The sequence below is a fragment of the Providencia sp. PROV116 genome (assembly GCF_028482485.1).
Classification (GTDB): domain Bacteria; phylum Pseudomonadota; class Gammaproteobacteria; order Enterobacterales; family Enterobacteriaceae; genus Providencia; species Providencia rettgeri.
Map to the genome: position 1 here is coordinate 225,308 of NZ_JAMPQO010000005.1, position 21,969 is coordinate 247,276.

The following is a 21,969-nucleotide window of genomic DNA, read 5'->3' on the forward strand; positions in this document are numbered from 1 at the left end:
AGTCATTGAAATTAGGTAGCTTCCATTACTGGTTGCTACCTAGTGGCTTCAATTAGAAGAATAACTTATATGTTGCCGCAGAGATAGCGACCAGACCCATAATTACGATAAATACATTACTGATTTTACCTGAGTATTTACGCATCGCAGGTACTTTGCTAATTGCATACATTGGCATTAAGAACAGTAAGATAGCGATAACTGGGCCACCGAGGCTTTCAATAATATCCAATACACCCGGGTTTAATGTTGCTACTATCCAAGTGGTGACTAACATGAAAATTGCAGTACCGCGGTTTAACTTACGAACATCAATGGTTTTACCTTTTGCACGATAAGCACGTTCAACTAAGCCATTGAAACCTTCACGAGCACCTAAATAGTGGCCGAGGAAAGATTTAATAATTGCGATAAATGCAATGATTGCTGCAGCATATTTGATGAATGGCTGGTCAAAATAGCCAGACAAGTAGTCAAGGATACTAATATTTTGTGCTTTAGCTTGTGCGAGATCCGCTGAAGATAAGGTAAATACACAGCTGATCACGAAGAACATGACGGTCAGCACCATCAAAATGTGTGCGGAGGCAAGGATCCGTGAGCATTTTTGTTCAGCGGCATCACCGTATTCTTCACGTTTTGCCACAGAGAAAGCAGAAATAATTGGTGAGTGGTTAAATGCGAATACCATCACAGGGATTGTCAGCCAAATAGTGACCCAAATGCTTTGCCCACCCGTATTTTTTGTTGCCTCAGTGATACCTTCCCAAGTTAAGGTATTTAGTACATCGCCAGACCAGTGTGGGATCATATACAGTGAGAATGCAACCAGTACGGCGATAAATGGAAACACTAACATACTCATGACTTTGACGATGTATTTTTCACCGAATGCCACAATCGCCATGACTCCACCGACAAGGATTAAGGCAAGTAACCAGCGTGGCGGTGCGCCAACGCCCAATAATTCGGTTAAGAATTTATTGACGTTATTAGTGATGGAAACACCATAAACAAGAAGAATAGGGTAAATAGCAAAGAAGTAGAGTAGGGTGATCCAGTTACCTGCTGTGCGACCAAAGTGTTCCTCGACGACTTCAGTAATATCACCGTCAGGTTTTGAACCAGAGAGAACGAAGCGTGTTAACCCACGGTGAGCAAAAAATGTCATTGGGAAGGCTAATACCAGCATCAGTAAAACAGGTAATAAACCACTCATACCTGCGTTGATTGGCAAAAACAGCACCCCAGCACCGATAGCTGTACCATATAAACCCAGCATCCATACTGTGTCAGTTTTGCGCCAAGCATTACTCGTTACTGTTTGCGAGGCTGTTTTGTCGATGGAACCAACTTTTGTTGCATCCATAATAGTCTCCGAAAATATAAGTCAAAAAAATCATTTAGCGTAACGGCAATTGCGTTACGAACTTTTAATCTTTAGGTACGAACAATTACTCAATAACAATTGTTTTCTTTTGCGTAACAATCTGATTGGAAATAAAACTAAAATTTACGGTAAATTGATTTTCAATCAGTTTTGTATTTTTATCATTTAATTTTAACAGTGGATTTTGAGTGTGTGAATTTATATTTTACCAGAATAAAATGCCGTGATCATTATCTCAAAAGAGAAATATCCCCCAAAATTGCGCAAAATAATCACATTTTATAAAATTGTTAAATAAATTTGCGTTAAGTTTATTTTTGTTAGCAATTAAATACTGAGTAAATAAGTTTTGCTTTGCTGGAATATGAGCAGAATAATATTCTGTTAGAAAAATATTATTATATTAATGATCGAAATATAGCTGGCTAAAATATCATCTATATCAATGTGAATATTGAACTGTACTGTAATGGTAGTACGATTTTCTAGGCTGTGTATTTTTGTATTTATATGAAAAACAACGGGATATTTTTTATTTGCTGATTGGTTTATTGCGTGATTAATTAGTTTAAAAATTGGAGAGAATAGAACTATACATTAATTATTTTACGTTTTTCTCAGACCTATATTTGTCACTTTTTTCGCAACGAAAAAAATAATTGAAAAAGGTAACGAAATATTTGTTAATTAATTGTTTTAATAATTTTATTGATAACTTAAAAAAAGTTTTAATGATGAAAGTGAAAATAAACAGAAACTTTGATTTAGCGCAATTTTTATAATGCGAAGAATACTGGCATTAATTAATGCCAGTATTTGAATATACGTTGTTATGGCTGAAACCAGCCTTTACGAATAAGAGGAGCAAAAATAAAGCTATATAGTTGCGTGATAGGTAATTGAATTTTATTCGCACCAAGAGACCAGAGAATTTGAGCTAAGCCGCATGCCACCATTGCAAGTATGAAAGCACCAGCCATATCTAAAGGCCAATGAACACCGAGGTAAATACGTGACCAAGCAATCACAACCGCAGGGATCATCATTACAAGCCCTACCCAAGTCCTGAGCCAGAAAAGAAACGCAAAAGCGAATGTAAACACAATCGTACCATGGTTACTTGGGAATGAAGGCGTGGCCTTATGTTCGGAGAAATTGGTGCCAATTCCCATGACAAATGGGCGGTCATATGGAGCAAAATAACCAATTAACCATGAGATAGTTAAACCAATGACGATAGCAATAGCGGCTTTACAGGCAAAGGCACGTTGGCGAGTCATATTTGGCTGGGCACCCCAAAACCAACAGGCAACCGTAAAAAGTGGAAATAAGAGAATTAAGCGCTTAGCAATCACATTGGCTATTGCAATGGTTCCACTTGCGGTCTCGGGTGTGGCATTGATCAAATTGAAAAGATCAAGATTCAGTTGTTCCAGCACAGTTCAGTACCTCGGGCAAATAGTGAGTAAGACAGGGTAGATACATAAAGATAGGAGGTTAAAGTGTCTTACCTCGCAGGTAAAGTCCCTTTGTCTTATTATTGAAAGCTTTGTGCGACAAATTTACTTGCGGTTTAACTATTACTCAATAATTATTTAGTGCAGTAACAGACATAGAAAAGTAAAAGGAAGAAAAAGTGATGTGGTGGCAAAAAGAGATACAACTTAGCGCAAAAGCAAGAGGATTTCATTTAGTGACAGAAGAAATTTTCAAGCAACTTCCCGAACTTAGCTTAATCAATGTTGGTTTAGCCAATATTTTTATTCAACATACATCGGCATCTTTAACGATAAATGAAAATGCGGATTACACTGTCAGAGAAGACTTCGAAAGTTTTTTTAATCAGGCCGTTCCTGAAAATGAGCCTTATTATAAACATGATTATGAAGGAAGTGATGATATGCCAGCTCACCTAAAAAGCAGTTTATTGGGTGCAAGTTTGACTATTCCGATTACTAAAGGGCGTTTAAACTTGGGGACGTGGCAGGGGATTTATTTATGTGAGCATCGAAATTATGGTGGAAAACGTAGGTTAATCATTACATTACAGGGTGAACTCAGCCGTTAAAAACAAAAAACCCGATAGCAGGAAAACAAAAAGTTGGCTATCGGGCTCCTCAATATGGGGACATCAAAGAAAAGCAGTGGCATTAATTAAGACTCCGTCTAAAAAAGAAAGTTCTCACTTAGATGAAAAAAAGTGCAATATTTTTATTAAATTTGGCTTAAATAGCACAAAAAGAACAAGCAAAGTGTCAGCACCTATAAATAAGTGAACAACTTTGCTTGTTGAGATGAAAAACGGATATGGCTAACTATTTGTAAAGATTTAAATTTTCTTTTGCGTAAGCTTCGAAATCTGTGCATCCACCAATGTGTTGCTCATCAATGAAAATTTGTGGAACGGTTTCAACAGGTTTGCCGACAGTTTTAGATAAATCTTCTTTAGAAATACCTTCTGCTTGAATATCAACATAGCGGTAGTCAAAATCTTCACGCTCATTTTTCAGTTTTTCAGCGAGTTCTTTTGCACGAACGCAGTATGGGCAGCCAGGACGACCAAAAATAACAGTATACATAGTATCTCCTTTTTATCTTGAACTCAGATTCTAATTGCAATGCTCAATACTATGCCTACATAAATTATGAAATAAAAGTCGAATTTTCCTGTTATACCTATAGGTATGGCATATAATCCTCAGTTTGAGGAAAAGACACAATAATGAGAGGAGGAGAAGAATGAGTAATAAACCTCAGTCTAAAGGGACGATGCGTTCATTGGCGGATATGCCAAAGCCCATTATCGTGTTAGAAGGTGTTGGGATCATTCTGCTTATCATTGTGTTGTTGGCATTAAATGACTATATCACGCTGCCGGAGCCTTTAATGCGGCCAGGAGCGATCGTCAGCATTATTATGGTCGGTATTGGCTGTTTGGTACCAGCAATGATTAATATTGTCTGGCGGGCAATTCATAGCCTGAGTTTTTTGGGGATAGATAATAAACAACCAGAAAAGAAAGCTTCTAAAAAGTTGGACTCTACAGATAATAAACTCGATGAATAAGCAGATTAAACGCGGTTTTACTGGTGTTTCGGCCTACAATATGTGAGAATTATTCGTTTTTTCGTTAGGGGGAAAATGTGCCAAAACCCTAACAAATCAATATTGCACGACTATTTTGAGTTGAAGAAGGTTACTGCCCATGGATTCTATTTGTTACCCTGACATCACTAAGTTACGTGAATGGCTAGACCAACTCAAAACCTCTTATTTCGAGTGTGATTCCTGCTCTGCATTACATTTACCTCATATGCAAAATATTGACGGTATTTTTGATGCGAAGCTCGATATTTTAAATAATGTTTTGGTGTTGTCTGCATTAGCTGAGCTCAAACCGACAGCGATTGTGACGTTAGTGGCGAATATCAGCCAAATTAATGCCAGCTCATTAACGGCAAAAGTTTTCCTTGAAATAAATAATGAAAACTTGCCTAAATTGATTGTTAGCCAATCATTTTCATTAGCAGCAGGAATGACGTATCGTCAATTCGGTCATTTTTTACAGCAAGCAGAAGAACAAATTTCAGCTATTGTATTTGAAATTTTTAGCAATAACTTGCTGTATGCGAATCAAGATGATTTCAGTGAAGACGATGACAATTCTGATGAAGACTCTGAGCATTCTCTTGACGACAAACCTTCGATAATACTCCACTAAGTCTTTGTTATGCATTGTGAAAAGTATGCCACTGGGCAATGCCATTCATGCCAATGGCTGACACTAACTCCTGAACAGCAAATTATTGAAAAGCAGAGCCAACTACAGGCTCTTTTACCTGCTATTGATACCTCCCTATTTCAGCCTCCAGTTACAGGGCCGCAAACGGCTTTTCGCAATAAAGCTAAAATGGTCGTTAGTGGTAGTGTTGAGAAGCCAATTTTAGGTATTGTTGGGCGAGATGGGCAAGGTGTAGATTTAACGGACTGCCCGTTGTATCCAGATGCCTTTTCTGATGTGTTTAGTGCAATTATTCCTTTTATTGCAAGGGCAGGGCTGACGCCTTATAACATTGAACGCAAACGTGGTGAGTTAAAATACCTATTATTGACTCAAAGTCATTATACTGGGAAATTTATGCTGCGGTTTGTGTTGCGCTCAGAGAAAAAAATTGAGCAGTTAAAAAAGGCACTGCCATGGCTACAAGGACAGTTGCCACAGCTTGAGGTGATCACCGCCAATATTCAACCCGTGCATATGGCAATACTTGAAGGTGAGGATGAGATTTTCTTAACGGAGCAGCACACACTCCGTGAAGAGTTTAATCAAGTCCCTTTATTTATTCGCCCGCAAGGTTTTTTCCAAACGAATCCTATAGTGGCTGCCAAATTATACCAAACTGCAAGGGAATGGGTTAAAGCGTTAGATATCGATAGCTTGTGGGATCTGTTTTGTGGCGTGGGCGGCTTTGGGTTGCACTGTGCTGAAAAAGACACTCGCTTAACAGGGATAGAAATTAGTGCGCCAGCGATTGCCAGCGCACAGCAATCCGCGGATGAACTTGGATTAAAGCATGTTGAGTTTAAAGCCCTTGATTCAACGCGTTTTGCCACGGCGAATCAGGATATCCCTCAGCTTATTTTAGTCAATCCGCCACGCCGAGGAATTGGTAAAGAGTTATGCGATTACCTTACGCATATGCAGCCTGAATATATTCTATACTCTAGCTGCAACGCACAAACCATGGCGCAAGATTTACAACTGTTGGCTGGCTATCAAGTCTGTAAAATCCAGTTATTCGACTTATTTCCTCATACTGCACACTTTGAAGTGCTGACATTGTTAAAGCGTATTGTACAGTAAAAGCCATGTGATGGACTTTACTGTACAGAACCGACAATACAATATTCGTTATATCATTTGGGTAATTAATTTAATTTTTTAGCAGGAATGAATCCATAGATAATACTCTAAACTTAAATTCATCTATATGATTAGGTGCCAGTTTATCACTATGGTAGGTGAGCAAATATTTTAGGTTCTCTAAAAAATCATTTTCGTTATCATATTTTTTTATACCTCTGTTAGGGTCAAAAAACTTATATATATGATTGTTTTTATCGTATTTAATTGAAATTGCCATGCAATGACCATCATAAGAAATCAATGAATAATAATCATTGTTAGATTTTAATTTATTCTCTATTTCAGCTTTTAGATTTTCAATAGTTGATTGGTTTTTATTTATTTGTAAGTTTGTATAGTCACAAATAGGTAGGCTTATATCATTGATTAATCCAAAATTTATATTTTTAGCTGTATTTTTATACATTTCTAGTTTAGATATAAACCCAAAAGCATTAGCTAGAAAAATTTTAATTTCCTCATCATTTAATGGCAAGTCAGATATTATTTTATTTTTTATTGTCTCATTCAATATTTCATGGCAATAGTAAATTTCTATTGAATCCTCTTTATTTTTTTTAACTAAATTATAGTAAAAGGTAATCAAATCTATAATTTCGTATTTATTATCTAAGTAACTTACATTTTTATTGATATGAGATATGTTTTTCTTTAGTAGATGGGTTATATCGTATAGATTTCTTATATTACGACCCTTTTCCTTGTTTTCTAATGATATTAAATTTTTATCAATTTTAATATCTGTATTTTTATTGATGAATGATGATTTATTCTTTTTTTTATCAATGAGTAATGAGTCTATTTTGTGTGCGATTTTATTGAAATAATATGCGCGTTCATAACTAATCTGAATATTCAGGCCATTGACTATTTGTTTATTTAATAAACTTATTTCAACATCATTTTGTTTTTTATTTCTTAAACGATCTCTTTGGGATTTTATAGATTTTAAAGCAGCTCCCATCGATTCAATTAGTTTATCTCCTTCATTCTTGTTTTCATTAAGAAGGTATAGGTTTGATAAACCATGGCAAATCCCATTGCTAGCGTTAGAGGTGTTTCTGACTTGAGTGAGTTTTTTTCTTAGGGAATTATTTTCTTTTTTATTAAAGTATGTAAGTAGTTTTTCTTGCTCAAAAGGAATATCAAATTGAATTTTTTTCATAATAAACTCATTAATCATATCTATTTAATTAGTTTAATTATTACATTTGCAAATAAAGTACTCTTTAAAAATCCGATTGAGCGAATAAAAAAAGCTTGGCATAATACCAAGCTTTTTTTACTTGTCGGCGAGAAAGAAAGACTAACCTCTGTGCTCAAATTCCAACGCTTTGCGTTCAATTAAACGCATTAGAATGGTCAAAATTGCATTGACCACTAAATAAATAATTCCCGCAGCAACAAACGCCATCACATTCCAGCTTTGACCAAAGATCAGTTGGCTGTAGCCCATGACATCTAACATTGTAATCGTACTGGCAAGCGAAGTACTTTTGAAAATCAGGACAACTTCATTGGAATAGGACGATAACGAACGTTTAAAGGCATAAGGCAAAATAATACGCATGGTTTGTATTTTGCTCATCCCGAGGGCTTGGCACGATTGCCATTGGCCTGACGGAATAGCTTTAACTGCACCGTGGAATAACAAAGTAGAATATGCTGCACTATTTAGTGCCAATGCTATCATGGCGCATACCCAAGGGGTTGAGATAAACTCCCATAGCATTGGGTAATTCTGCAGTGATTTAAATTGGCTTGGACCATTATAAATTAAGAAGAACTGCACCAATAAAGGAGTACCAGTGAAAAGCGTGATATAGACTTTAACGGCTTGAGAAACCACGGGGGTTTTAAGTGAAAGAATTAAAGTAAATAATATCGCTAAGATAAAAGCTACAATAAGAGCACTAAATGTCAGTGATAAGCTGGTTGGTAGCCCGGGAAGAATATCTAAAATTAAATCCATCATTTTGATTCACCTCGCTCAAAGCGAGTCGTACGCAATTCAATACGTTTTAAAATAACTTGGCTGACTAACGTAATGGCAAGGTAAATCAAACCCACAATGGCGTACCATGTGAATGGTTCGTGAGTTCTATTGACGATTGTTTTTGTTTGTAGCATTAAATCATTAACGCTGATGAGTGAAACTAACGCAGTATCTTTTAATAATACAAGCCATTGGTTACCTAAGCCAGGAAGCGCATGGCGCCACATTTGCGGCATAATGAACCGAAAGAAAATAGTGCGTTTGTTTAAACCTAATGCAAAACCAGCTTCCCACTGACCATAAGGTACTGCTTTTAAAGCCCCTCTTAATGTTTGTGATGCATAAGATGCGTACAACAAGGCGAGGGCAATAACACCGCAGACAAATGGGGTGTAATCAAATTCACCGCTATCAGCAAAGAAAATGCTAGGATCAATTTGAATAGTGGTTTGCCAAAAACCGAGGTTTATATCGAACCCATCACCAAACAAATTGATCAGTTGTAATGTACCGAAATAAACAAACAACACGACCAATAATTCAGGCAGACCGCGGATCAAAGTAACCCAACAAGTCCCTAAAAAGGCAATAGGTTTAAAACGGACGGACTCCCACGCAGTAAATAACATGGCGAGGATCAGCCCCAAAACCAGTGCAGAAACAGCAAGGCCGACGGTGATACCGGCGGCACTTGTTAAAAATAGAAAGTTGCTCATTAATTATATCAATTACTGTTGAAACCATTTTTTGTGGATAGCATCATAAGTGCCGTCTGCTTTAACTTCAGCTAAGGCTTTATTCATTTTATCCAACAGCTCTTTATTTCCTTTACGCACTGCAATGCCTAAACCAATACCGAAATATTGTGGATCAGTCACTTTTTCACCTACAGCGGCTAAGTTTTCGTTACCTTTAGCTTTTAACCATTCGTCAGCAACTGCAGTATCACCGAAGACGGCATCGATACGGCCATTTTGCAGGTCTAAAATAGCAGATTGGTAGTTATCATAAGGAACGGTTGTCATACCTTTATGTTGTTCCATGATATATTTTTGGTGAGTGGTTCCGTTTTGAACACCAATTTTTTTATCTTTTAATTGTTCTACTGAGCTGATTTTTTCTTTTACAGCAATAAATTCTGCTGAGTTAGGGTAGTAAGTCTCAGTGAAATCCACTTGCTGTTGGCGCTCAGGGGTAATATCGATACCTGCCATTAATGCTTCAAAGCGACGGAATTTTAAGCTAGGAATTAAGCTGTCGAAAGATTGGTGAGTAAATGTACAAGTTGCATTCATTTTTTCACACATGGCATTGGCTAAATCAACGTCAAAGCCAACGATTTGGTTATTCTTATCGAACATTTCAAAAGGCGCGTAAGTCGCTTCTGTTGCAAAACGGATGGTTTCTTTTTCCGCAGCAGTTGCAGATAGGGTTACAGCGCCCAGTAGTGCAGCTAATATAATTTTTTTCATTGCTTAATCCTATATCTATTAATGTGACAGATAATTTGCAAATGCTTCTGTTTGAGGTGCAGTGAAATGGCTTGCATCCCCTTGTTCTACTATATGGCCATTTTCCATATACACTACACGGCTAGCGGTTTTTCGAGCAATTTCCACTTCGTGAGTAACGATGACTTGTGTAATTCCAGTCGCAGATAGTTCGCGAATAATATCAACAACTTGAGCGGTAATTTCTGGGTCAAGTGCAGCGGTTGGTTCATCAAATAATAAAACTTTTGGTTCCATCATTAGTGCTCTTGCAATCGCAACACGCTGTTGCTGCCCACCCGATAAATGTAAGGGGTAGCGATCAGCAAATTGAGACAACCGTAAGCGCTCTAATAACTTAGAGGCTTTTGCTTGCGCTTCCTGCTTGGACAATTTTAACACGCGGCAAGGCGCTTCAATTAAGTTGTCCATAACGCTCAAATGAGGCCATAGGTTATATTGTTGAAATACCATTCCCACATTTTGACGCAGCTCACGAATCGCTTTCGCATCTGGAGCTGAAGAAAAGTCAAATTGCTGACCCACAATATTTAAGAGGCCTGAACGTGGCATTTCTAATAAATTGAGGACACGCAACAACGAGCTTTTACCTGCTCCGCTTGGCCCGAGTAATACCATAGTCTCACCAGCAGAACACTCTAGATTGATATCAAAGAGTGCCTGATGGGAACCATAGAAACAGTTGATGTTTTTTAATTGAATGCTCATGTGTACCAATAATATCTTATTTCACTACCTGCGATATTAATCCTATGAGCATATTTATGCAATAATTTCTGCATAAAAATTTGGTTTTTACGCTAAATTTATTCTGATTTAACGGTCAGTTGCTCTGCTTGCTGTTGTTTAGCGAGTTGTTTATCCCGCTCATAAGCTAGCTCACTGATGCGTTTTGCCATGCCTTTAAAAATAAACAAATGTGCAGGCATCATGGCAAACCAATAGAGTAAACCGCAAAAGCCAGCGGGGTGCCACCATGCTCGAACATCGATTGAACGGCGGTTTCCGCTATCATGAATAGTAAAAGTTAGGCGGCCAAGTCCTGGTGCTTTCATACCAAATAACAAGCTAAGTTGTTTATTAGGCTCAAGATTAATCACGCGCCAGCCGTCAATCTCATCTCCGAGTTGGAGCTGTTCACGATCGGGGCGGCCGTATTTCACTTTATTCAACATCATATCATCCATGATGGCGCGGGTTTTCCACAGACCATTGGCATAGAAGTAGCCGTTTTTTCCGCCAATCTGTTGCACTGTATACCAGAGCGATTCTGAACTGGCCGTTGTTCCAAGGGTTGCTCCCGCTTGTTTTGGGTAATAGCCATAACCAGGACGCCAACGTTTTCTGACTTCTGGGTCATAACCCCAATCTGCGTTATCAACGGCATCGGCTTCTTCAGCTAAAGTGGTTCTAACAGCATCATCAAAAGAAATTAAGGTTTGTGGGATCAGTTCTCGTAACGCTTTATCATCTGCCGGGAGGTCGTGCTGCAAGCCTTGGATTAGCTCCTTAGCAATTGACGGTGGCACAGAGGTGATCAAACTGATGAAATGCACAGAGATCATACTGATGGGGATCGGAATGGGAATAAGTAAACGCCGTTTACCACTGACTTTAATAAAGCGTTTAAATAGTTCTTGGTAACTAATAAACTCAGGGCCACCCGCATCGAAAATTCGGTTCTCGGTTGTTGGTATTTTTGCCAGTTGCGTTAAATAATACAAAATATTCGACAGAGCGATAGGTGACGATTTAGAGCGAACCCAACGTGGTGGCGTTAAAATCGCTAAGTTGTAGACCATATCGCGCATAATTTCGAATGCGGCAGAACCAGAGCCAACGATAATTGATGAACGAATTTCAGTAACAGGGATTTGGCTTTCACGTAAAATATCACCGGTTAAACGCCGTGCTATTAGGTGTGGTGAATAGGTATGCCCGTGTTGTAATGCGCTGAGATAGATAACATGTTTAACGCTTGAGCCTTCAAGGGCTTGTTGCACATTGCGAGCGGCTGCGCGCTCACGTTCGACTAAATTGGCTTGGTCAGCCATGCTATGAACGAGGAAATAAACAATATCGATGCCTTCCATGACACCTTTTAATGTTTCGGGGTCGTGAAGATCCACATAAATGCATTGGGTATCTTGCCAGCCTTGAGATAGCATCCAATCAACACGGCGAGCACCTGCTGTTACGTCATATCCTTGCTCAATGAGTTTAGGGATCAAATTCTGACCAATATAGCCACTAGCGCCCAACACTAAAACACGTTGTTTATCTGTCATGTTAATTTCCTGTTTCACGCAAATTAACGGCTATTGTGACTGAAATTTTACCTATGTAAAGAAGGCCATAAGAATTGGCGTAATTAGACTAAGTACGAAGCCGTGAACTATGGCGGCAGGGACAATTGAAACTCCACCGCTGCGTTGTAAAACAGGTAATGTAAAATCCATTGATGTTGAACCGCAAATGCCAAGAGCCGTTGAGCGGTAACGGTTGATAATAATAGGAATGAGCATGATGGCAGCAAGTTCCCTTGCTAAATCATTGAAAAAAGCCGCACTTCCCATGACTGGGCCATATGCATCGGTAAGTACGATGCCTGTTAATGAGTACCAGCCAAAGCCAGAAGCCAGCGCTAGCCCCATTTTCACCGGAAGATCGAGTAAAAACGCAGCTAATGCGCCACCGGCTAACGCACTGATTGCCATGACAAACGCGATGGTGGTACCACGGCGGTTGATTAAAATTTGCTTGATACTCATGCCACTATTGCGTAGCTGGATACCGACAAGTAATAGCAATAGCATTAACGCCACTTGGCTACCTTTATCGGCATAGTGTAGAAAGTCAAAATGCGTCAAGCCAACGGCAAATCCGAGCAGTAGCACGCCGCATAACTGTAAGGATTCGAGAACCATTTTGATTCGTGAAGGTGGTTTTTCTTGTTTATGTTGCGGAATTCTCCATGGATCAAATTTATCGAGTAATAACAGTGAGATTACATTCAATGAAAATATACAACCAAAAAAGGTAACTGCATAAATTAAAATAGAAAATAAGTGAACGCTTAAGTTTTCAAGCAGTGCGAGGGTAATTCCCATTAAAAATAAAATAACATATACCATTGAATTCAGGGATTGATGAACTCGATGGAGAATGCGTTTATTTTTAATAGGAATAAGATAACCGAGTGTTAACGGTAGAAGAATAATTAAGAGTCCTGAATACATGGCCGTTTCCTTAGAGGTTATCCCATCGACTAGGTTAATGTAAACAAAGGGTTATGCTTATTTTTTTTATTTAGGTTATCGAAGCATAAACCTGATTTAGCGCCCTGTGCTTAAAGAATTTATTGTTATAAAATTTTTTTATTGGCTAAAGAAAGAAAAATAGGTCAAAAACACTAAAAATGAAAGTTTTACTATTTTATAACACTGTAATTAGATGCTCAACACAGTTCGCTGTTTTGTTATAAGTATTTTTATTTTGCTTACATATTTATAGTAATAAAGGCGCTTAATCGGTAAGCTCTAAATAGTGTCTTTTAGTCTGTTCAATTGATGGAATCACCCGGTATGTAATGAAAACTAATAATATTGAGGGTGAATTAAAAATCTTCCAAGGAGAGTAATATGTACCTGGAACGTGTGGAAATATACGGATTTAGAGGGATTAACCGGCTTTCTTTAGAACTGAATAATAGTACGGTTTTAGTCGGTGAGAATTCCTGGGGAAAATCGAGTTTACTGGACGCACTTGACCTTCTTCTTTCCCCTGAGCATACAGATTACCAATTCAGCCTTCATGATTTTCATCACCCAGCAGGGAACGATGAATCGCGTTACCGCTCATTACAGATCGTTCTAAAATTTTGTGAGCGTCGAAAAGGACGTCATCAATCATATCGTTTTCATAATCTTAACTCTGTTTGGGTCGATAACGGAGATGGCCTGAAACATATTTTCTATCGTGTTAGCGCAGAGCTGAGAGATGATGACACGATAGTTGTAGATAAAAATTTTTTGAATTCAGGTGGTAATAAGCTTTCTTTGGATAATGTAGGTAAATACATTAAAGAAATTATTAGGTTGTATCCGGTTATTCGCCTGCGAGATGCCCGCTTTTTGCATACACTTAACACTGAAACTATTGTTACAGGCCAAAAAGATTTACGTGATTTGTTCAACGTTCGCATTAAAGAATTAACCCATGCATTGGTCAATAATCCGGAATGTTTAAGTGATGAAGACCTTGGTGATGGTATTGATGCAATGCAGCAGCTGCTCAGCCATTATTTTTCAGGGCAGAGCGCACATCTTATAAAGATGGATAGCTCAATTGTTAATATAGAACCGCGCAAGCGCGGGTGGAAAGCGCTTGATAATATTAGCCGTTTAATTGCAAAACCAAATCAACGCAATATTCGATTAATTATCTTAGGAATGTTTTCTTCGTTATTACAATCAAAAGGTAATATTCAGTTAGATAAACATGCTCGGCCATTGATAATCGTTGAAGATCCAGAAACGCGCTTACACCCGATTATGCTCTCCATCGCATGGGGGTTATTTAGCCTATTTTCTTTACAGCGGATTACCACGACTAACTCAGGGGAATTACTTTCATTAGCACCTCTGGAAGATTTGTGCCGTTTGGTGCGCAATACCAATAAAGTTTCAGCTTATCGATTGAGTGAAAATGATTTAAGTGCTGAAGAATTACGTAAAATTTCTTTCCATATTCGCTTTAATCGCCCATCAGCGCTGTTTGCTCGCTGTTGGTTATTAGTGGAAGGGGAAACGGAAATTTGGTTGATGAATGAATTTTCGCGCCAGTGTAACTATTACTTTGAAACTGAAGGAATAAAAGTTATTGCATTTGCACAAAGTGGTTTGAAACCATTGCTGAAGTTTGCCAATAAAATGGGCATTGAATGGCATGTTTTAACCGATGGTGATGAGGCTGGGCGTAAGTATGCAGCAACCGCGACACATTATGCCAACAAAATTAATTCATCAGATAGGGATCGGCTAACGATGCTACCCGCACCAGATATGGAACATTTCCTATATCGTGAAGGGTTTAGAAGCCTTTATCATGAAATTGCTGATATTCCAGATAATGCAAAGGTTTCAACTAGGCGAGTAATTATTAAGGCGATTTCTCGTACATCGAAACCAGATTTAGCGCTAGCTACTGTAAATAGAGCCGCAGAATTAGGGCCAGATAGTATCCCGCTGCAATTGAAAAGTATGTTTTCTCGCGTGGCATGGTTAGCAAGGGGGAAAGCAAATTAATGGTGATATCGATAAATTTTACTGGTTGTTGATTGATTATTGAGAAATGGTTCTATCTGGTTTATCACATGTTGAATTAATTGATAACTTAAGTGATATATAATCTGATCATTAGTTTTTAGCTGGCAACTAATTGGAACCGCCTTTTTAAATGTTGTCAGCAATCTTAGAGGGCAAGGCCCTCTTTTTGTTCATAGGAAGCAAGTAAACATGAAGGCAAAGCCTAAGAAAAAGTGGCCGATTTATTTGGCAATCATTATTGTTGCCCTAATCACCGCTGGGTTTCTTTTTAATCGTGAGGAAGCTGAGGTTTTTCAAACCGTAGATGTCACGCGAGGTGATTTAGATAAACAAGTACTGGCAACGGGGAAACTTGATGCCGTACGTAAAGTCGATGTGGGAGCTCAGGTGAGTGGGCAACTGCAAACCCTGTATGTCAAAGAGGGCGATTATGTTAAAAAAGGCGATTTATTAGCAGTGATTGACCCGAAAAAAGCCCAAAATGATGTTATTGAGTCAGAAGCAACAACACGTGAACTCGAAGCCAATTTATCACTAGCTCAAGCCGAGCTGCGTCTTGCTCAGGTGACTTATCAGCGTCATTTAAGCCTAGCAAAACAGCAAGCAGTTTCTCAACAAGAACTTGATAAAGCTAAAACCGATGTGGAAGTAAAAAAAGCGCAAGTCGCCACTTATCAAGCTCAAATTAAGCGTAACCAAGCCACCCTAGATTCGGCAAAAACAAATCTAAAATATACGCAAATTACGGCCCCAATGGATGGTATTGTCACCTTTATTAAAACACTACAGGGGCAGACGGTTATCGCTGCCCAAGAAGCACCAACAATTTTAACACTTGCGGATTTGGACACGATGCTAGTGAAAGCTGAAGTTTCTGAAGCCGACGTAATTTATTTGGAACCGGGTCAAGATGCTTCTTTTACTGTTTTAGGGGCTCCAGATAAAAAGTTTGCTGGGCAATTAAAGGATATTTTGCCAACTCCTGAAAAAATTAATGATGCTATTTTCTATTATGCGCGTTTTGAGGTGCCTAACCCGCAACATTTGTTGAAATTACAAATGACCGCTCAGGTCACGATTGAATTAGACTCACGTAAAAATGTGCTGTTGCTACCACTATCTGCATTAGGTAATGAAATTTCACCACAAACCTATGAAGTGGATATTCTGCAAGACAATAAAGTCGAGAAAAAACAAGTTGAAATTGGTGGTCGAAACGATGTGTATGTAGAAATTACCAAAGGCCTAAATGAAGGTGACAAAGTCGTCATTGGGCACAGTGAGGCGGAATACTAATTATGGCTGCGTTAATTGATCTTCAAGGGATCACTCGCCGCTATGGGGAAGGTGAAAACCAAGTTACGGTCTTAAAAAATGTCTCACTGCAAATTAATGCAGGTGAGATGGTAGCAATTATAGGTGCTTCTGGTTCAGGTAAATCCACACTCATGAATATTATTGGGTGCTTAGATAAACCAACAGAAGGGAATTACTGTATTGATGGCCAAAGCGTTGCAACATTAGATAACGACCAATTAGCAGAATTGCGTCGAGAACATTTCGGTTTTATTTTTCAACGTTACCATTTATTAAGCCATTTAAGTGCGGAGCAAAATGTTGAGGTACCTGCGGTATATGCAGGGGCGGGTAAAAACCAACGTCGTGAACGAGCTGCTCAACTATTACAGCGTCTAGGGCTTGGGGAGCGAATTGAATATCGTCCAAGCCAGTTGTCTGGTGGGCAACAACAGCGCGTGAGTATTGCTCGTGCCCTAATGAATGGCGGGCAGATAATTCTCGCGGATGAGCCAACAGGGGCGCTGGATAGCCATTCGGGGGAAGAGGTCATGAGTATTTTAAAAGACCTTTGTGCTCAAGGGCATACCGTGATTATTGTCACTCATGATCCCGAAATTGCTCAGCAAGCGGAACGTATCGTAGAAATTAAAGATGGCGAAATTTTGAAAGATTCGGGGAGTAAAGCCTCGATACGTACGAATTCATTACCAAAAGCCCCTGCAAGAAAACTCACATTAAATCAAATGTATGGCCGATTTAGTGAGGCATTGTTGATGGCTTGGCGTGCCATGGTTGTCAATAAAATGCGCACGCTGCTAACGATGCTTGGGATTATTATTGGTATTGCCTCTGTGGTTTCAATTATGGTGATTGGCGATGCGGCGCAAGGCATGGTACTCAATGATATTAAATCGATCGGAACCAATACCATTTCTATCTATCCCGGGAAAGATTTCGGCAGTGATGATGCGGAAAATCGGCAATCATTAAAATCGTCGGATATTGACGCGATTGCTAAGCAGCCTTATGTCCATGCTGTCTCTGGGGAATTAAATAGCTCAACTCGGCTAAGAAAAGGCAATTTAGATGCATCAGCTCAACTTTCAGGTGTTGGGCGTGATTATTTTAATGTTTATGCTTCGAAGTTCTCAGAAGGAATGGGGTTTACTCAAGATATGGCGGACAGACGAGCCCAAGTGGTGGTCATTGATGCTAACACCAAGCGCCGCTTTTTTCCTAAGCAAGAGCATGTTATTGGCGAAACTTTACTTATTGGTAATATGCCGGCAACGGTCATCGGTGTACTTGAAGAAAAAAAATCGGCTTTTGGTTCGAATAAGTCATTATCCATTTGGTTACCAGACACCACGGTAAATAGTAAAGTGCTTAACCGGCCATACTACGACAGTATCACTGTGCGGGTTAAAGAGGGCTATGATGCTAAAACAGCGGAGCAGCAACTAATCCGCTTATTGACATTGCGTCATGGTAAGAAAGATATTTTTACCTATAACCTAGATACCTTTATTAAAACGGCTGAGAAAACAACCCAAACTATGCAGTTATTCCTCACACTAGTGGCTGTCATTTCATTAGTAGTCGGGGGTATTGGTGTGATGAATATTATGCTGGTTTCTGTGACAGAAAGGACACGAGAAATTGGTATTCGTATGGCGGTAGGGGCTAGAACCAGCGATGTGATGCAGCAATTTCTCATCGAAGCCGTACTGGTATGTTTAATGGGCGGCCTGATGGGAATCAGCTTATCGTATGGAATTAGTTTATTGGCTCAAATGGCGCTACCGGGCTGGACTTTTTCTTTTGATCCTGTGGCGTTAATCAGTGCCTTTGTTTGTTCAACAGCCATTGGTATTATTTTTGGCTTTTTACCTGCGCGAAATGCGGCTCGCTTAAACCCAATTGACGCATTAGCGAGGGAATAGTTTATAGCTTAATCATTTATAACCTAATCATTTATAACCTAAATAATTACTGTGTATCTTCTGCATCACAGGGTTTGGTGCAGAAGATATATAGAAGGCATTAAATGCTAACGTGAAAGAGATATCTGCTCAAGAATAGTCTCATTTATTGGAACCGAGTTCCTCAAATAAATTCTGCTAATTAAATGCGTTATTTTTAACTCCTTCATTTCCTGATAATATTTTTTTCAATCTATATATTCCCTCGTTTCTCAAAATATTTCATAATAAAAAACTATCTGAAAAGATAAATTCTGCTTGCGAATTGGTATCGATCATGGATATCATTTGCCTTGTAGAATAAATGAAACCTAGTTCCATATAATGGAACTTATAATAAAGCCAGTAAAAACTAAGCAAAGACAACCACACAGCAGGTGCGATATGGCGAATAAAGCAGGTGAAGATTATTCTTTGGCTCGAGTACCCCAAAGTGCTCGTAGACCGTTCTATGAAGTGTTAATTCTACGAATTGGTGCGCTAGCTTGTGTTTCACAAGTGATGTTAGGTGCAGCTCTTGGGTATGGGTTAACTTTTTGGCAGGCGTTTTGGGCAACAATGCTTGGCTCTGTAATTTTACAGGTTGTCAGCTGGGGGCTTGGAGCGGCTGCGTGCCGTGAAGGAATGTCGATCAGCCTACTGTCTCGGTGGGCGGGTTTTGGTAAGTTAGGCTCAGCTCTCATTGGTGGCGCGATTGCTATCTCCTTAATGGGCTGGTTTGGCGTCCAAAATGGTTTCTTTGCGGATGGAATGTATAAAGCGACTAATGTGCTAACACCAGGGACTTGGTCACTTATTACAGGTATTGCGGTGACGGTTATAACAGTATATGGGTATCGATTTTTATCTATTACTGCCAATATCTCAACGCCGCTATTTTTATTCGCGTTAGGCTGGGCGACATATAATTTATTATCAGGTCAAGATATTGGTACACTTATCAATGATACTGAACCCGCCGGGCCATTAATGACTATGCCTGCGGCCATCACAATGGTTGCTGGTGGTTTTATTATTGCAGCAGTAACAACACCCGATATCAGCCGCTTTATGAAAGGGCCTAAAGATGTGTTTTGGATGACTCTCATCGGCACATTTTTTGGTGAGCTACTGGTCAATATGATAGCGGTACTAATGGCATTATCATTACGTACAAGCCAAGTATTTGATTTAATGATGGCACTGACTGGCCTATTAGGTGCATCGATTGTTATCTTCTCGACAATAAAAATGAATGACATCAATCTGTATTCGTCATCTTTAGGTTTTTCAACACTGCTAAATGCCATCTTCAATAAGCGCTTTGACCGCCGCTATTTAACGTGGGTGATTGGTATCTTCGGCACAATTGCTTCAATGTTAGGGATCTTAGATAACTTTATTGGTTTCTTAATTTACTTAGGAATAGCCATCCCGCCTGTCGCAGGGATTATGGTTGTTGACTATTATTTATTGAAGCGTGACCGCAAAGAATTAGATATCACTCGAGAGCAAGGCATATTGCCACCAAGCTGTGAAGCATATAACCCTGTTACCTTAGTTGTGTGGGTGATTGCCGTAGCTGTTGGATGGGGAACCTCAGAATTAGGCCCATTGCACGCTGACTATGGTATCCCTGCGCTTAACTCTTTGATTACTGGTGCAGTAGCCTATTGGATAGGCATGCGCTGGCAGGCGAAAGCGAAAGGTGTTGAAACGGTACACTTTCGCAAAGTCTCTCATTTAGATTAAGGATTAAACAATGTCAGGTACAAAAGTTAAAGTTGCTCTGGCTCAGTTTGATTCAGAACTTGGTAATAAAACCAATAACTTACAACGTATGGCACAGTTGTGCCAACAAGCTGCGGATTCAGGGGCAAAACTAATTTGTTTCCCTGAACTGGCGACAACGGGTTACCGTGGTGACTTACTGACCACTAAGTTGTGGGATTTAAGTGATTCCATCGGAAGTGAAACTTATACGCTATTTAGCGAGCTTGCTACTCGTCTAAATATCACTATTGTGAGCGGCTTTGTTGAGCGTGGTGAATATTTAGGCGATATCTATAACTCTGTCGGTGTTTGGAACCCGGGGTGTGAGGGTATTAGTGGTATTTTTCGTAAAGTTCATGCCTTTGGTCTAGAAAAACAATGGTTTGGACGAGGTGATAGTTTCCCTGTATTTGAAACACCGATTGGTAAAATCGGTATCATGATTTGTTATGACATGGGTTTTCCCGAAGTCGCACGAATTTTAACATTACAAGGTGCGGAATTGCTATTAGCTCCTTCAGCTTGGTGTGTTCAAGACCGAGATGTCTGGGATATTAACAGCGCCTGTCGTGCATTAGAAAATGGAACTCACTTACTTGCTGTGAACCGTTGGGGCCATGAAGAAGATCTCCATTTATTTGGTGGTAGTAAGGTTTTAGGTCCTCGCGGCCAAGTACTTTGTGAAGCCGGCTGTGAAGGTGAGGTGCTGTTAATCGGTGAGGTTGATTTTTTAAACCAAGCCCATACCCGCTTAAAAGTGCCTTATCTGAGAGATAGAAAGCCACAAAGCTACAGTGTATTAACCCAAGGTTTAGGGTCATGAGTATTTTATCTAGCGTTGTTGACGTTTACCAACTGTTCCTGCGTTCAGGAAATGAGCTGACTGTGACAACGTTGGTTAATGAATTAGGTATGCCTAAAAGCTCGGCTTCCCGCCTTTTAAAGCAAATGGCAGAGCTTGGGTTGCTAGAAAAGAAAAACAATGCACCGATATATCGGCCAGGTTTGCTGATTATGGAATTAGCGCATCGAGCTAGGGGAATGAATCCGTTAATCGATATGATGCTTGAAGCGCTTGATGAACTTGCGAAAGATAGCGGTTTTACCAGTTATGTGTCAGCACTTGACGATGATATGGTTCGTGTCGTTCATGCACGCTTTGGCAATAGCATGTTGCAAGTGATTACTCAACCGGGGACACGTTTACCTATACTGGGAACGTCAACGGGGCGTGCATTATTAGCAAGGTTACCGCTAAATGAGCGGTCAAAAATTATTGACCGTGAACCCAAAGAAGAGCGCGGTAAATTAGTTGAGCGTTTGGATTTAGTGGCTGAGCGCGGCTGGGAATTTTCGATGGATGAATCCGTTGCTGGAGTCGCTTCCATATCTAGCACGGTGTTCGACCCAGCGCAAAATACGTTATATGCCTTGTGTTTAAGTTTGCCTGCGACGCAAATGAATGATGAGGTTATGGCGCTGTTATCCAAGAGTCTTTGCCATAAAGCCGCTTATCTTGGTTGTATGGTGGGTGACCCATATTGGTTGCAAAAAAGCATAAATAAGTCATGAACTTATTTCGTGTCATAAAAGCAATCAGTAGTAAGAAGTAGGTAGTAGAAGTAATCAGTAAATTATAAATATTTATATTGTTAGTATTTTAAGTGCGTGAATACGCCTTCATCAGGAAAAATGGAACCTCAATTACGTGAGGCTCCATCTAGAGCGAAATGAGGTTAGCTCGCTATTTTATGCGAGTTAACCTCAAAGTAGCTCTTCACTCCC

Annotated in this window: 20 protein-coding genes; 10 read left to right on the forward strand and 10 right to left on the reverse strand. The window is 39.4% G+C overall.

What is annotated here, in order from left to right; all coding sequences use genetic code 11:
* Positions 1-52: 52 nt before the first annotated feature.
* Complete coding sequence (locus PSE72_RS05280) at positions 53-1,369, reverse strand: serine/threonine transporter (RefSeq protein ID WP_115167670.1); 1,317 nt, start codon at positions 1,367-1,369, stop codon at positions 53-55.
* An 851-nt stretch (positions 1,370-2,220) separates the two neighbouring features.
* Complete coding sequence (gene ybjG, locus PSE72_RS05285) at positions 2,221-2,829, reverse strand: undecaprenyl-diphosphate phosphatase (RefSeq protein ID WP_115167669.1); 609 nt, start codon at positions 2,827-2,829, stop codon at positions 2,221-2,223.
* Positions 2,830-3,029: 200 nt separating this feature from the next.
* Here ybjG and PSE72_RS05290 point away from each other — a divergent pair, with 200 nt between their 5' ends.
* Complete coding sequence (locus PSE72_RS05290) at positions 3,030-3,458, forward strand: secondary thiamine-phosphate synthase enzyme YjbQ (RefSeq protein ID WP_004909357.1); 429 nt, start codon at positions 3,030-3,032, stop codon at positions 3,456-3,458.
* A gap of 247 nt (positions 3,459-3,705) precedes the next feature.
* On the opposite strand, the gene PSE72_RS05295 is transcribed toward PSE72_RS05290, so the two are convergent.
* The gene (locus tag PSE72_RS05295; protein WP_004256424.1) at positions 3,706-3,969 is read right to left on the reverse strand and encodes a GrxA family glutaredoxin; all 264 of its coding nucleotides are present in this window, start codon (positions 3,967-3,969) and stop codon (positions 3,706-3,708) included.
* A gap of 160 nt (positions 3,970-4,129) precedes the next feature.
* Between PSE72_RS05295 and PSE72_RS05300 the strand changes: the two genes are divergently transcribed.
* The 3 genes from PSE72_RS05300 (at position 4,130) to rlmC (ending at position 6,254) form a co-directional block, all read left to right on the forward strand.
* Positions 4,130-4,456 (forward strand): YbjC family protein, encoded by a 327-nt coding sequence (locus PSE72_RS05300; protein WP_115167668.1) that lies wholly within the window; start codon positions 4,130-4,132, stop codon positions 4,454-4,456.
* Positions 4,457-4,595: 139 nt separating this feature from the next.
* Positions 4,596-5,111 (forward strand): YbjN domain-containing protein, encoded by a 516-nt coding sequence (locus tag PSE72_RS05305; protein ID WP_004909366.1) that lies wholly within the window; start codon positions 4,596-4,598, stop codon positions 5,109-5,111.
* 9 nt (positions 5,112-5,120) lie between these two features.
* The gene (gene rlmC, locus PSE72_RS05310; RefSeq protein WP_115167667.1) at positions 5,121-6,254 is read left to right on the forward strand and encodes a 23S rRNA (uracil(747)-C(5))-methyltransferase RlmC; all 1,134 of its coding nucleotides are present in this window, start codon (positions 5,121-5,123) and stop codon (positions 6,252-6,254) included.
* Positions 6,255-6,324: 70 nt separating this feature from the next.
* On the opposite strand, the gene PSE72_RS05315 is transcribed toward rlmC, so the two are convergent.
* From PSE72_RS05315 to PSE72_RS05345, 7 genes are all read right to left on the reverse strand, one after another.
* On the reverse strand, positions 6,325-7,482 hold the full coding sequence (locus tag PSE72_RS05315) for a hypothetical protein (protein ID WP_115167666.1): 1,158 nt from the start codon (positions 7,480-7,482) through the stop codon (positions 6,325-6,327).
* 141 nt (positions 7,483-7,623) lie between these two features.
* Positions 7,624-8,292, reverse strand: coding sequence for an arginine ABC transporter permease ArtM (gene artM, locus PSE72_RS05320; protein WP_115167665.1), 669 nt, complete (start codon positions 8,290-8,292; stop codon positions 7,624-7,626).
* Positions 8,289-9,029 (reverse strand): arginine ABC transporter permease ArtQ, encoded by a 741-nt coding sequence (gene artQ, locus PSE72_RS05325; RefSeq protein ID WP_004909379.1) that lies wholly within the window; start codon positions 9,027-9,029, stop codon positions 8,289-8,291. The genes artM and artQ overlap by 4 nt, the downstream gene beginning before the upstream one ends.
* 12 nt (positions 9,030-9,041) lie before the next feature.
* Positions 9,042-9,785, reverse strand: a complete 744-nt coding sequence (gene artJ / locus PSE72_RS05330) for an arginine ABC transporter substrate-binding protein (RefSeq protein ID WP_115167664.1) — start codon at positions 9,783-9,785, stop codon at positions 9,042-9,044.
* A gap of 18 nt (positions 9,786-9,803) precedes the next feature.
* Entirely contained in the window at positions 9,804-10,532 is a 729-nt protein-coding gene (artP, locus tag PSE72_RS05335; RefSeq protein WP_115167663.1) for an arginine ABC transporter ATP-binding protein ArtP, read from the reverse strand.
* Positions 10,533-10,630: 98 nt separating this feature from the next.
* On the reverse strand, positions 10,631-12,112 hold the full coding sequence (locus tag PSE72_RS05340; protein ID WP_115167662.1) for a DUF2867 domain-containing protein: 1,482 nt from the start codon (positions 12,110-12,112) through the stop codon (positions 10,631-10,633).
* Positions 12,113-12,163: 51 nt separating this feature from the next.
* Entirely contained in the window at positions 12,164-13,063 is a 900-nt protein-coding gene (locus PSE72_RS05345) for a lysine exporter LysO family protein (RefSeq protein WP_115167661.1), read from the reverse strand.
* A 402-nt stretch (positions 13,064-13,465) separates the two neighbouring features.
* Between PSE72_RS05345 and PSE72_RS05350 the strand changes: the two genes are divergently transcribed.
* The 6 genes from PSE72_RS05350 to PSE72_RS05375 all read left to right on the forward strand — a co-directional run bounded on the left by PSE72_RS05350 (position 13,466) and on the right by PSE72_RS05375 (position 21,756).
* Positions 13,466-15,130, forward strand: coding sequence for an ATP-dependent nuclease (locus PSE72_RS05350; RefSeq protein WP_004909392.1), 1,665 nt, complete (start codon positions 13,466-13,468; stop codon positions 15,128-15,130).
* A 210-nt stretch (positions 15,131-15,340) separates the two neighbouring features.
* Positions 15,341-16,447 carry a macrolide transporter subunit MacA gene (gene macA, locus PSE72_RS05355; RefSeq protein ID WP_115167660.1) on the forward strand — a complete coding sequence of 369 codons (1,107 nt, stop codon included), beginning with the start codon at positions 15,341-15,343 and terminating at the stop codon, positions 16,445-16,447.
* 2 nt (positions 16,448-16,449) lie between these two features.
* Complete coding sequence (macB, locus tag PSE72_RS05360; RefSeq protein WP_217007776.1) at positions 16,450-18,393, forward strand: macrolide ABC transporter ATP-binding protein/permease MacB; 1,944 nt, start codon at positions 16,450-16,452, stop codon at positions 18,391-18,393.
* Between the two features lie 423 nt (positions 18,394-18,816).
* A complete protein-coding gene (locus PSE72_RS05365; RefSeq protein WP_004909397.1) occupies positions 18,817-20,163 on the forward strand; it encodes a purine-cytosine permease family protein in 1,347 nt (448 codons plus the stop codon).
* Positions 20,164-20,173: 10 nt separating this feature from the next.
* Entirely contained in the window at positions 20,174-21,007 is an 834-nt protein-coding gene (locus tag PSE72_RS05370; RefSeq protein WP_115167659.1) for a nitrilase-related carbon-nitrogen hydrolase, read from the forward strand.
* A complete protein-coding gene (locus PSE72_RS05375) occupies positions 21,004-21,756 on the forward strand; it encodes an IclR family transcriptional regulator (protein ID WP_109911022.1) in 753 nt (250 codons plus the stop codon). Before PSE72_RS05370 ends, PSE72_RS05375 begins: the two co-directional genes overlap by 4 nt.
* Positions 21,757-21,969: the final 213 nt, after the last annotated feature.